The sequence below is a fragment of the Methylobacterium sp. B1 genome (assembly GCF_000333255.1).
Taxonomy (GTDB): domain Bacteria; phylum Pseudomonadota; class Alphaproteobacteria; order Rhizobiales; family Beijerinckiaceae; genus Methylobacterium; species Methylobacterium fujisawaense.
The window spans coordinates 1-12,120 of record NZ_BACT01000274.1 but is presented as its reverse complement, the minus strand read 5'-3'; the positions used below and the strand labels follow the sequence as shown (position 1 = coordinate 12,120).

Here is a 12,120-nt window from a genome sequence, read left to right as displayed (position 1 = left end):
CGCGCACGGCGCGCCGCCGTCAGCCGCGCAGGCGCGCGCGGCGGCCGTCATCCCGCGAGGGCCGCAGCGACGGCGCGCTGGTCGAACCCCTTGAGGCCGATCACCACGAGGTTGCCGTCCCGGGCCTCCCCGGACTTCCACGGCCGGTCGAAATGGTGGGCCACGCGCCGGCCGACCCCCTGCACCACGAGGCGCATCGCCTTGCCCTCGACCTCGGCGAAACCCTTGATCCGCAGGACGCCCGGGATCTCGGCTGCCTTCTCGACCCGGGCCGCCAGATCGCCCGCCGTGATCGCGGGGCGGACGGGCAGCGCCACGGTCTCGAAGTCGTCGTGGTCGTGATCCTCGCCCTCGCCGTGATGCGACGGGCGGGCATCGAGATCGTCCTCGGCGGCCGCCGCGAGACCGAGCAGCACCCGCGGGTCGATGACGCCCTTCTCGGTCTCCACCACCTTCACGGCCCGGGGCAGGTGGCCTTCCACCTCGGCACGCACCCGAGCGCGGGTCGGGGCATCGATGAGGTCGGCCTTGTTGAGGACCACGAGGTCGGCGCAGAGGAGTTGGTCCTCGAAGACCTCTTCCAGCGGATTGTCGTGATCGACCGATTGGTCCGCGGCCCGCTGGGCGGCCAGTGCCTCCGGATCGTCCGCGAAGACGCCGGCGGCGACGGCCGGGCCGTCGACCACTGCGACGACCCCGTCGACGGTGACCCGCGAGCGGATCGCCGGCCACTGGAACGCCTGAACCAACGGCTTCGGCAGCGCGAGGCCCGAGGTCTCGATCAGGATGTGCTCCGGCGGCTCGGCGCGGCCGAGGAGAGTCTCCAGCGCCGGAACGAAATCGTCCGCGACCGTGCAGCAGATGCAGCCATTCGGCAGCTCGACGATAGCCTCTTCGGTGCAGCCTTCGACCCCGCAGGCGGCGAGGAAGGACTTGTCGAAGCCGACGTCGCCGAACTCGTTGACCAGGATGGCGAGGCGGCGCCCCCTGGCGTTCTCGACCACGTGGCGGACCAGAGTCGTCTTGCCGGCTCCGAGGAAGCCCGTGACGATGGTGCAGGGGATCTTGTTCACGATGGTCATTCCGCGGCCTCCAGGGTGCCGGCGGGGAGCGGGCGGGGTTCAGGGAACGGGGGGATGCGGGCGATCACGCCCTTGCGGAAGGCCTCCGGACGCTCGCGCCAGGGCACGATGCCGTCCGAGGTCGCCGCATAGGCCGCGAGCCCGGCGAGGATGGTCTCCGCCGAGGCGGCCGGATCCATGTCGCCGTAGACGTAGGTCCAGCGGTCGGCCGAGGCGACCGCCACGGTGCAGGGCCGCTTGCAGACCGACAGGCATTCCACCGCCTCGACCCGCAGGTCCGGGGTGCCGGCGCTCCCGGCCTGCAGCGCCTCCAGAAGGCGTGCTCCGGCGCGCGGTCCATCCGGATCGTCGTCCGGACGGCGGCAGGTCGTGCAGACGTACAGGACGGTCTCAGGCACGGGCCGTTCCCCGTTGCGTGTCGCGGGAAAACGCCTGCCACGCCCAGCCGAGCCCCAACCCGATCAGGATCCAAAAGACGAAGCTGATCGCCAGCGACCGGGCGGCGAACTGTGCGGCCAGTGCGGCCGGAAGCTCCGACGCGCCCTCCGGTGCCTGCGGGGCGCCGACGACGTGGGGGGTTATGATCAGGACGAGGCCACCCAGGATCGTGATCAGAGCACGGCGGATCGTGATCAGGTAGAGTCCCATTCCGGTCGCCGCCGCGGTCATCACCCACCAGGCCTGCCGCGCGGCCAGCGGTGCAGCGGCGCTGCCGGGCAGTTCCGGCGGCAGGCCGAGGCCCGGCGCGAGGGCGACGCTGGCGAAGCCCGCCACCGCGAAGGCGAGACCGACCTGCGGCGTCGGCTCGCGGCCGCAGGCGATCATCACCGCGCCGAGCAGCAGGGCGTAGCCGACGCCGCCGACGAGGGTCGCAAGACCGGTGAAGGCCATCCGCGGCAGTCCGGGGCCGGGCTGCCATTCCGGTGCCGCGTCGGGTGCGGCGTGGTCATGCCCGGCATGGGCGAGCACGATCGGAAGGGCCTTCGCGGCCTGATGCGAGGGTTCCTGCTGCTCGTAGCGCTCGGCCGCGACGATCAGCGGCGAGGTCAGCGTGAGTTCGAGGCCCGTCACAACGGCAGCCGCGAAGAAGCCGGCGGCCAGGGCCGCCGACAGAAGCCGAATGATCATCCCTGCGCCGAGGGCGTCAGTGACAGGGGAAGTTCTGGGTATGGCGGAAGTCGTGCGCCGCGTTGTGGAACGCGATCGCCGGCGAGAAACCCGCCATGAACAGCAGGCCGAGGCCCAGCATGGCCGCGAGCGCGACGGCGACCGGACGCTCCGACGAGCGGGTACCGGCGGCGACGGGGGCGAGGGTCTGAGCGGTCATCGTCGAGTGTCTCCAGCCGCCCCACCGGCGGCATTGCGGGATCCTGTTGCGACGGCAGGTCTCCTGGCTCGCGGCTCGGCGCGCCCACCGCCTTCCCGGATCGCTCCGGTGGCGCTTGGCAGGCGCTCGCCGCTCACAGTTGCGGGGGCAGCCGCGGAATCGGGGCGAAACCCCTCACCGCATTCCCTTTTCACCCCGTTGCCAGGGCACCGTCACCGACACGTTGTAGACGCATGCCGGCGACGACACAACGGAGCGGCGCCAGATCCGTTCGGATTCCCGTGCGTCCCTTCGCGGGTGGCCGGGCTTGACGTCCGCGCCCCGATGCGGGCACCGCCGCACCGGATGCCCGGCCGGCCCGGCATGGGCGCCTCCGCTCAGTTCTCGGAGACCCGATGGCCCTCGCAGACGATCCGAGCCCGGTCCTCGTCGATCTCGCCACCGGCCGCGGCCCCCGGATCGTACAGGACGAAGGCACCGCCTGGCTCGAGATCGATCTGGACGGTCGCTTTCCGATCCGCGCGGTCGCGCTGCGACCCGTACAGGATACTGTCGCGCCCGAGGTCGGCGATGTGGCCGTCGAGGTCTCGCAGGACGGCGTCACGTGGTCCGCGCCCGACATCGTCGGCTGGATCGCCAAGCCGGGCGCCCTCGTGGCCGCCATCGGCGCCGACGAGCGGGCCTGGGCGCGTCTCGTGCGGATCGCGGTGCCGGATCCGGCGCTCGTCGCAGGCGTCGACATCCGCGCCGATGAAGCCGCCATCGACCTCATCGCCCTGCGGGCGCTGCTCGGGCTCGACATCACGCTCCTGAACGAGAAGCCCGGCGCTAACGTCTACGTCACCTACAATCTCGAATCCGCGCCTGGCCAGGCAAGCCGCAACCTCGTCGGCCTGTCGCTGTTCGAGAACGGCGCCTTCGGGAACTGCCTCGTGCAGTACATCATCGCGGTCTCGATCGCGAAGGCGCTCAACCTGAAATACATCAAGGTCCCGAAGGTCGACCGCAGCAAGGTGATCTTTCTGACCCAGAGGCTGACCTGCGACGGCATCACGTTCATTCCGCCGGACGAGCCGCTTCCGCCGGACGGTTACTTCCTGTCCGGGCTGTATTTCGATCCGACGCAGTTCGAGCGGGTGACGGCGCTGCAGGGCCCGATCGACTCGCGCGCGATCGTTCAGGATGTGATCCGGCCCCTGTTCAACGGCCTGCCGCGGACATTTGCGGCCAAGCCCGACGATCAGCTCCTGATCCATATCCGGTCGGGCGACATCTTCAGCACCTGGGTCGACCCGCACTATCCGCAGCCGCCCTTCGCCTTCTACCGGATGGTCATCGACCGGCTGCAGGCCGAGGGCCGCATTCGTTCCGTCAAGCTCGTCTTCGAGAACCGTCTCAACCCGGTCATTGCAGAAGTGGAGGCCTATGCGGCGCAGCGCGGCCTGCCCGTAGAGATCCAGAGCGAATCGCTGATCTCCGACGTCGCCGCTCTGGTGAACGGCCGCTACCTCGTCTTCGGGCTCGGAACCTTCGGGCCGGCGATCTGCCACCTCTCGGAGCGCGTCGAGCAGGTGTTCTACTTCGCGTCCAATTGGCCGCAGGGCTTCCAGTCGATTCCCACGATCGGGAAAGTGGTCGAGGTTCGCGATCGCGAAGGCCGGTACATGAAGGTCGGCGAGTGGCAGAATACCGACGCTCAGCGCCGGAGCATGGTGGAGTACCCGGCCGAAGCTCTCGCCTTCGACGATGTCTGATCGGTCGCGCCGGTCACGATCCGACCGGCGACGACCCCGCTGCCTGCATCCCGGCCGAACACGTCACGGTGCGGTCCTGAGACGTTCCGCGGGTGCGCCGGCCGAACGCGCCGAGCCGCCATCGCGGACCTTCAGAGCGTCCATGTACATCCGTTCGACATCCGCCTTGAAGGCGGCGCGGGAATCCGGACGCGTGTAGAACATGTGGCCGCCGGGATAGACTGCGAGGCTCAGGCGACCGGCACTGTAGGCCGGGACCTGCGCCAGCAGGAGCTTCGAGGCGAAATACGGGGTTACGAGATCGGTGAATCCGTGCGCCACGAGGACACGCAGGTGCCCGTCGAGGGCCAGGGTGCCCTGAAGGTTCGAGAGCACCTCCGGTGCCTGTCGTCCCGAGCCCCAGCTCCAGCCCCGATTGACCGCATTGTTCAGGAGCTCGTAGCGCATGTTGGCCACGGGCCATTTCAGCGTGCGCGCGTAGAGATCGAGCATCGCGCTGGTCAGCGGCGCCTGGAGCGCGGTGAGCTGCGGATCCTCGAAGCTCGATTGCGCGGCGGCCGGATTCGGGTCCCAGCCGGTGATGCCGGTATCGTAGGCGCTCGTCACGCGACCTTCGGCACGATCGATCTCCCGCTGGACGCTTCGGGTCGAGAGGCGCGCCGCCTGTGCGCGGACCAGGGCGGGATCGAGCCCGACCAGCGGGGCGACCTTCTCGGTCATCCGCGCAACCGCCGCGGAATCGCTCGGCCCCTTCAGGAGATCCGCCAGATAGGCACCGGATGCGTAAGCTTCGGCATCCCCCAGCAAGGCCGGCGTGGGTACCGTCCCGGCCCGCTCCAGCGCGCCGGCCGCCAGCGACGGCAACTTCAGCACGTAGCCCCAGGGATTGGCCCGCGGGGTCTCCAGCCACCCGAAGTCGAGCACCGGCGAGAGCAGCACCATGCCCGACAGGCCGACGCCGATCTCTTCCTGGAGCTTCTCCGTGATCAGCGGGCCGCGGAACCCGCCATAGCTCTCGCCGACGAAGAACTTCGGGCTCGCTAGACGATCGTTGTTGCGCAGGTAGCGGGCGATGGCTGCCGAGAGGGTCGCGGCGTCGGACTCGATCGACCAGTAGGCCTTGCCGTTGCCGTCCGCGGCCCGGCTGTAGCCGGTGCCGACGGGGTCGATGAAGACGAGATCGGTGAAGCCGAGCCACGTCCCGTCGTTGGGCGTGAGCGTGACCGGCTGCGACGGGCTGATGCTGTCGCCGCCGACGGGCAGCCGCCAGGGGCCGATCGCCCCGATGTTGAGGTAGGCCGACGCGGCGCCCGGGCCGCCATTGACCGCGAAGGTCACCGGGCGCTCCTGGCCGTCCTTGGACGCCACCGTGTAGGCCACGAAGGCGATCTCGGCCTGCAGCTTGCCGGCCTCGTCGACGAGCGGCAGGCTGCCGGCCGTGGCGGTGAAGTCGAGGACCCTGCCGTCAGGCAGCGTGACGCTCTGCTTCGTGACGGAATCCGGGGGCAGGCGTCGTCCGTCCGGCCCGCGCGGTGCCGGCTTGCTCTCCGCGGGCGGATGTCCGTGCGGCGCCTCCTCTGCCCAGCCGGCGGAGGGCAGGGCGATGAGCATGCCGAAGGCGAGCGCGGCGCGCGCGAGAAGTCTGTTGAGGGCCACCATCACGCCTTCTTGTTCCAGCGTCCGGAATCGTCCTGCTGCCAGTAGGCGACCGTGTGGCCCGCCTCCTTGGCCTGCTTCCACTGCTCGCGCGCCCTCAGAAGGGCGTCCTGATCGGTCCCGTCGAACAGGATACAGATCCGCTCATACGTGCCGGCATCGGGCGGCAGGTCGGCGCCCTCGACGAGGAAGCGGATCGAGGCCGCGTTCGGGTTCACGTCCCGAAGTGTCAGCACCACCGGCTGGCTCGCCGCGTCGGGCTCGCGATCGGTCCCGTGCGGCAGGAAGCTCTCGTCGGAATAGGTCCAGAGGTGGTCGTCCAGCGCCTGCAGGCGCTCCTCGCTGGCGGCCTGGATCGCGGCCTGCCAGCCGCGGTCCAGCGAGCGCTCGACGAGGCTCGGCAGCACCCGTTCCAAGGGCTGCCGCTGCATATGGTAGAAGAGGATCTCGGTCACGATGCCGAGGATATAGGGCTCCGGCCCGCCGCGCGAGCAGCGGCGCGCCGCCGCGGCTCAGACCAGCCGGCTCTGTTCGATCGCGGCGCCGACGAAGCCCTTGAACAGCGGGTGCGGCTCGAAGGGGCGCGACTTCAGCTCCGGGTGGAACTGCACGCCGATGAACCACGGGTGCCCGACATGCTCCACCGTCTCGGGCAGGAGGCCGTCGGGGGAGACGCCGGAGAAGCGCAGGCCCTTGGCCTCCAGCCGCTCGCGATAGGCCATGTTGACCTCGTAGCGGTGGCGGTGGCGCTCCGAGATCTGCTCGGACCCGTAGATCTGGGCGATCTTGGATGTGGGATCGAGCTTCGCCTCATAGGCACCGAGCCGCATCGTGCCGCCGAGATCGCCGGCCGCAGCCCGCCGCTCCAGCTCGTTGCCGCGCAGCCACTCGGTGAGCAGGCCGACCACAGGCTCGGACGTCTCGCCGAACTCCGTGGAATTGGCGTCCGGCATTCCCGCGAGCGAGCGGGCGGCCTCGATGACGGCCATCTGCATCCCAAAGCAGATCCCGAGATAGGGGATGCGCTTCTCGCGAGCGTAGCGGGCCGCGCGGATCTTGCCCTCGGCGCCGCGCTGGCCGAACCCGCCCGGCACCAGGATCCCGTTCAGGCCCTCCAGGAACGGCGCGGGATCCTCGCGCTCGAACACCTCGGCCTCGATCCATTCGAGGTTGACCTTGACCCGATGGCTGATGCCACCGTGGGTCAGCGCCTCGGTCAGCGACTTGTAGGCGTCCTTGAGCCCCGTGTACTTGCCAACGATGGCGATGGAGACCTCGCCCTCGGGGTTGCGCACGCGCTCGGAGATCGTCCGCCAGCGGCCGAGATCCGGCTCCTCGCCGTGCTCCAGGCCGAAATGGCCGAGCACCTCGCGGTCGAGGCCGGCTGTCCGGTAGGAGAGCGGCACCTCGTAGATCGACGCCACGTCCCGCGCCTCGATCACCGCGGTCTCGCGGACGTTGCAGAACAGCGCGAGCTTGCGGCGCTCATCGACCGGGATGTCCCGGTCGCAGCGGCAGAGCAGGATGTCGGGCTGGATGCCGATGGAGCGCAGCTCCTTCACGGAATGCTGCGTCGGCTTGGTCTTCAGTTCGCCCGCGGACGGGATGTAGGGCAACAGCGTCAGGTGGACGTAGCAGCAGGTGCCGCGGGGCAGTTCCTGGCCGAGCTGGCGGATCGCCTCGAAGAACGGCAGCCCTTCGATGTCGCCCACGGTGCCGCCGATCTCGACGAGCACGAAATCGAACGCGTCGTTGCCGTCGAGGACGAAGTCCTTGATCGCGTTGGTAACGTGCGGAATCACCTGGATCGTGGCGCCGAGATAGTCGCCGCGGCGTTCCTTGGCGATGATGTCCTGGTAGATCCGGCCCGTGGTGATGTTGTCGGCCCGGCTCGCCGGGACCCCGGTGAAACGCTCGTAATGCCCGAGGTCGAGATCGGTCTCGGCGCCGTCGTCGGTGACGAACACCTCGCCGTGCTGAGTCGGGCTCATCGTGCCCGGATCGACGTTCAGATAGGGGTCGAGCTTGCGCATCCGGACCCGGTAGCCGCGGGCCTGCAGCACCGCCGCCAGGGCTGCGGAGGCGAGCCCCTTGCCGAGGGAGGAGACCACGCCGCCGGTGATGAAAACGTACCGCGTCATGGGCCTCGGTCCATAAAGAAGCTGCTGCCGTTTGCCAAACGACCCGTGCCCCGGCCCGCGCATGGGCTGGGGATCATGGAACGCATGGCACGGACCGGCTGAGTGCCGGCCCGTCGGAGATGGAATGAGACGCTGCGCCGTTCCGGGCGCAGCCCGTCAGCGGGATTGCGGCGCGTCCGGGACCGCCGGCTGGGCGGGCGCGGCCGGCTGGGCCGGCGCCGTGGCGGGCACCCGGTCCTGTTGCTGGCGGAGCGTGTCGAGCAGGTTGTCGGCGCCGGTCGGCTGCTTGGCGGGCTGGCCCGACGTCTGCGGCGCGCCGGTATCGAGGATCGATTTCGGCGCCGCGGAGCGATGCGACAGGATGGCGAGCGCCAGGCTGGTGGTGAAGAACAGGGCCGCCAGGATCGCCGTGGCCCGGGTCAGGGCGTTGGCCTGGCCACGGCCGGTCATGAACCCCGCGACGCCGCCGCCGCCCCCGCCGCCGAGCCCGAGGCCGCCCTCGGAGCGCTGAAGCAGCACGACGCCGATCAGCGCGAGGACGATGATGAGGTGGACGACGATCAGGACGGTCTGCATCGGTGTTCCGGGATCTTCTTCAGCGCCGCGCGCCGGCAGCGGGCACCGGGAGACGAACGCACGAGGGCCGGAGCCCGCCGCCGCTTCCGGTGCTCCCCGGCACGCATGCGTGCAGCGGAAGCCTCGTGGGCGACTTTGCGGGCGGACCGGCCGGAATTGGGCGACGGCATACACCACCGGCCGCCCGCCGCCAACCTGACGCGCGCGGCCGGCTGTCGGCGGCGCCCCTCGCCTTCGGCCGCGCCGCGTGATTTCTGGACGGGAGAGAGCGGCCGATCGAACGCGCCGCCCCGTCCGGGAGGCCAACCATGTCCGTGTCACGCCGGGTGGCGCTCGTTGCCGCCATCGCCGCGCCCGTTCTGATCCGCGCCGTCCCCGGCACGGCCGCCGGGCCCGACGCCGCCGCCGTGGAGCAGGCCGTCGACGCTCTGACCCAAGCCCTGCTGGCCGCGGACGGGCCGGCCCTGGACGCCCTGGTCCTCGACGGTCTGAGCTACGGACATTCCAGCGGTCAGGTGCAGGACAAGACGGCGTTCGTCGAAACGCTCATCAGCAAGCGCTCGGCCTTCCCGAGCATCACCCTGTCGGACCGCTCCGTCTCGGTGGTCGGCGACGACGCCGTCGCCCGCCATGTCTTCACGGGCGAGGTCGTCTCGGGCGGCAAGACGGCGCCGGTGCATATCGGCGTGATGCAGGTCTGGCACCGGGATCAGGGCCGCTGGCGGCTGCTCGCGCGTCAGGCCTTCAAGATCTGACAGCGCCTCCGTGCGATCGCCGCTCCGCCCGCGCCGGCGGAGCAGTCTGGTGCCGCCCCATTAAGGCCTTGCAAGGACAGGGATCTCCCTGCGGCGCGTGACAACGGCAAGCGCCGCGAGCGCATCGAACCGTCAGAGGCGCGCTCAGGCGTAGGCGGCGCAGATCCCCAGGAAATCCGCGGCCACGAGACTTGCGCCGCCCACCAGGGCGCCGTCGACGTTGTCCACCGACAGAAGTTCGCGGGCATTTCCGGGCTTCACCGAGCCGCCATAGAGGATGCGGATCTTGTGCGCCTCGTCGCCCACGAGCTTGTCGAGCATCTCGCGCAGGGATGCGTGGACTTCAGCGATGTCGCGCGGCGTCGGTGTCCGGCCCGAGCCGATCGCCCAGACCGGCTCGTAGGCGATCACCGTGTCGGCCGCCGTGGCGCCCTTCGGCAGGCCGATGGCGAGCTGCGCCCGGACGATGTCGAGGGCGCGGCCCTGCTCGCGCTCCTCGATGGTCTCGCCGACGCAGATGATGCCGCACAAACCGGCACGCCGGGCACCCAGCGCCTTGGCGTGGACGCCGTCATCGGTCTCGTGGTGGTAGGCCCGACGCTCGGAATGACCGACGATCACGTATTGCGCGCCGAGATCGGCGAGCATCTCGGCCGAGATCGAGCCGGTGAAGGCGCCGCTGGGGCGGGCATGGAGGTTCTGGCCGCCGATGGCGATGGGCGAGCCGGCGGCCGCCGCCACGCAGGAGCCGATCAGCGTCGCGGGCGGGCAGATCAGCACGTCGATGCGGGCCGCGAGGTCGGGCGAGAGCCCGTCGCGAATCGCTTCGACCACCTGGATGGATGCCCGGGTCCCGTTCATCTTCCAGTTGCCGGCGACAAGCGGCCTGCGCCCCGATTGCGTCATTCCTGCCCTCGCTCCGCCGCGGCGTTTCCCGAAGTTGCCGGGGCCTACCAGAGCGAGCTTGAGCGCGCAAACGCGCCGAAGCGCCTGAGTCTTTGCCTGTGGACGCGAATGGTCTATCGCGGTCGGCTCTCAGGAACAGCGCCGGCCCGGCGACGGGACGGCTGCCGAAGGTACTCGATCACAGACCATGCTTCAGGGCATCCGCAACGCCAGCCAGCACTGGCTCGGCAAGATCGTCTTGACGATCATCTTCACGCTGCTGATCGCCGGCGTCGGGATCTTCGGCGTCGAGGAGTTCTTCCGCGGCGGCGCGAGCAACAAGGTGGCGACCGTTGGCAGCACGCCGATCACCGCCGAGCAGGTGCGCCAAGCCTATCAGAACCAGTTGCAGCGTTATCAGACGCAGTTGAAGCGTCCCCTCACGCCCGATCAGGCGCGGATGCTCGGCCTCGACCGGCAGGTGATGTCCCAGCTGATCACCGAGGCCGCCCTCGATCAGAAGACCCACGATCTCGGCCTCGTCGTGCCGGATTCCGCGGTGATCAAGGCGATCCACGAGGAGAAGAGCTTCCAGAACGCGCAGGGCCAGTTCGAGCCGCAGCTCTTCTACCAGACCCTGCAGCGGGCGGGTCTCAACGAGGGCATGTTCGTGCGCGAGCAGCGCTCCGTGATCGCCCGTCTGCAACTCGCCGAGGCGGTGTCGTCGGACCTGCATGTGCCGGTCGCCATGCGTGAGGCGGTCCATCGCTACACCACCGAGCGCCGTGCCGCCGCCTACCTGATGCTGACGCCCTCGGTCGCCGGGCAGATCCCCGAGCCGACCGACGACGAGTTGAAGACCTGGTACGAGGCCAACAAGTCCGGTTTCCGGGCGCCGGAATTCCGCGCGGTCAACCTCCTTGTGGTCGAACCCGAGGCGATGGCGAAGCCGGACGCGATCACCGAGGCCGACGCCCGCGCCGCCTACGCGCTCAACAAGGATCGTTACGGCGCGCCCGAGAAACGCACCATCCAGCAGATCGTCTTCCCCGATCCGGCCGCCGCCGAGGCGGCCCGCAAGGCGATCACCGACGGCGCCAAGACGTTCGAGGCGGTGGCGACGGAGCGCGGCACCGACGACAAGGACCTGACCCTCGGAACGCTGACGAAGAGCGAGCTGTTCGACAAGGCGGTGGCCGACGCGGCCTTCGCGCTGCCGGAGGGCGGTGTGAGCCAGCCCGTCCAGGGCCGCTTCGGCACGGTGTTGCTGCGGGTCACCAAGATCGAGCCCGGGACGGTGAAGCCCTTCGAGGCCGTGGAGGGTGAGATCCGCAAGGGCCTCGCCCTGGCCCGCGCCCGCGACGCGATGGAGACCACCCGCGACACGATCGAGGATCAGCGGGCCGGTGCAAAGCCCCTCGCCGACATCGCGGCGGAGCGTGGTCTCAAGATCGTCAGCGTCAAGGCCGTGGACGTGAACGGCAAGGGACCGGACGGGCAACGGGTCGCCGACATCCCCGATCCGGACACCACTGTGCCGGCCCTGTTCCGCGCCGAGATCGGCGGCGACAACGAGCCTCTGCGCACCAAGACCGGCGGCTACGTCTGGTACGACGTCACCGGAATCGATGCCGCCCACGACAAGCCCCTCGATGAGGTCAAGGACGGCGTGAAGGCCGGCTGGACCGCGACCGAGATCGCCAAGCGCCTTCAGGCCAAGGGCCGCGAGCTGGTCGAGAAGATCAACAAGGGCGAGACCATGGAGGCTGCAGCGCAGGAGGTCGGCGTCAACCTGCAGGAGGCCCAGGATCTCGCACGCAATCAAGCCAAGGACATGCTCAAGCCGGATGACGTGAACCTGATCTTCGCGACCCCGGTCGGCAAGGCCGGTACGGCGGCGGCCGGAGATTCGCGCGCGGTGTTCAAGGTCACGGCGGCGACGGT

At 69.8% G+C, this 12,120-nt stretch carries 12 protein-coding genes and 1 riboswitch; of the genes, 3 read left to right on the top strand and 9 right to left on the bottom strand.

What is annotated here, in order from left to right; translation table 11 throughout:
• Positions 1 to 47 precede the first annotated feature (47 nt).
• The 4 genes from cobW to I53_RS07900 are packed head-to-tail and all read right to left on the bottom strand — an operon-like array spanning position 48 to position 2,409.
• Positions 48 to 1,082, bottom strand: a complete 1,035-nt coding sequence (cobW, locus tag I53_RS07915; RefSeq protein WP_043348852.1) for a cobalamin biosynthesis protein CobW — start codon at positions 1,080 to 1,082, stop codon at positions 48 to 50.
• Positions 1,079 to 1,480 (bottom strand): DUF1636 domain-containing protein, encoded by a 402-nt coding sequence (locus tag I53_RS07910; protein WP_043348849.1) that lies wholly within the window; start codon positions 1,478 to 1,480, stop codon positions 1,079 to 1,081. The genes cobW and I53_RS07910 overlap by 4 nt, the downstream gene beginning before the upstream one ends.
• Positions 1,473 to 2,210 (bottom strand): CbtA family protein, encoded by a 738-nt coding sequence (locus tag I53_RS07905; RefSeq protein WP_043348846.1) that lies wholly within the window; start codon positions 2,208 to 2,210, stop codon positions 1,473 to 1,475. Before I53_RS07905 ends, I53_RS07910 begins: the two co-directional genes overlap by 8 nt.
• A 16-nt stretch (positions 2,211 to 2,226) precedes the next feature.
• Complete coding sequence (locus tag I53_RS07900) at positions 2,227 to 2,409, bottom strand: CbtB domain-containing protein (RefSeq protein WP_043348844.1); 183 nt, start codon at positions 2,407 to 2,409, stop codon at positions 2,227 to 2,229.
• 35 nt (positions 2,410 to 2,444) lie between these two features.
• A riboswitch (cobalamin riboswitch) is annotated at positions 2,445 to 2,638 on the bottom strand.
• Positions 2,639 to 2,804: 166 nt separating this feature from the next.
• Between I53_RS07900 and I53_RS07895 the strand changes: the two genes are divergently transcribed.
• The gene (locus tag I53_RS07895) at positions 2,805 to 4,163 is read left to right on the top strand and encodes a discoidin domain-containing protein (protein ID WP_043348841.1); all 1,359 of its coding nucleotides are present in this window, start codon (positions 2,805 to 2,807) and stop codon (positions 4,161 to 4,163) included.
• 63 nt (positions 4,164 to 4,226) lie between these two features.
• Here the strand turns inward: I53_RS07895 and I53_RS07890 are convergent, their stop codons facing one another.
• The 4 genes from I53_RS07890 to secG all read right to left on the bottom strand — a co-directional run bounded on the left by I53_RS07890 (position 4,227) and on the right by secG (position 8,536).
• Positions 4,227 to 5,822, bottom strand: a complete 1,596-nt coding sequence (locus tag I53_RS07890; protein ID WP_083935998.1) for a peptidase S10 — start codon at positions 5,820 to 5,822, stop codon at positions 4,227 to 4,229.
• Complete coding sequence (locus I53_RS07885; protein ID WP_043348839.1) at positions 5,822 to 6,274, bottom strand: DNA polymerase III subunit chi; 453 nt, start codon at positions 6,272 to 6,274, stop codon at positions 5,822 to 5,824. The genes I53_RS07890 and I53_RS07885 overlap by 1 nt, the downstream gene beginning before the upstream one ends.
• Positions 6,275 to 6,331: 57 nt before the next feature.
• Entirely contained in the window at positions 6,332 to 7,960 is a 1,629-nt protein-coding gene (locus tag I53_RS07880) for a CTP synthase (protein ID WP_043348836.1), read from the bottom strand.
• A gap of 156 nt (positions 7,961 to 8,116) precedes the next feature.
• Complete coding sequence (gene secG / locus I53_RS07875; protein WP_043348833.1) at positions 8,117 to 8,536, bottom strand: preprotein translocase subunit SecG; 420 nt, start codon at positions 8,534 to 8,536, stop codon at positions 8,117 to 8,119.
• Positions 8,537 to 8,844: 308 nt separating this feature from the next.
• Here secG and I53_RS07870 point away from each other — a divergent pair, with 308 nt between their 5' ends.
• The gene (locus tag I53_RS07870; protein ID WP_043348830.1) at positions 8,845 to 9,291 is read left to right on the top strand and encodes a nuclear transport factor 2 family protein; all 447 of its coding nucleotides are present in this window, start codon (positions 8,845 to 8,847) and stop codon (positions 9,289 to 9,291) included.
• Between the two features lie 144 nt (positions 9,292 to 9,435).
• Here the strand turns inward: I53_RS07870 and tpiA are convergent, their stop codons facing one another.
• Positions 9,436 to 10,197, bottom strand: a complete 762-nt coding sequence (gene tpiA / locus I53_RS07865) for a triose-phosphate isomerase (RefSeq protein ID WP_043348827.1) — start codon at positions 10,195 to 10,197, stop codon at positions 9,436 to 9,438.
• Between the two features lie 187 nt (positions 10,198 to 10,384).
• Here tpiA and I53_RS07860 point away from each other — a divergent pair.
• Positions 10,385 to 12,120: peptidylprolyl isomerase (locus I53_RS07860; protein WP_043348824.1), on the top strand; the 1,736-nt coding region annotated here is incomplete at its 3' end.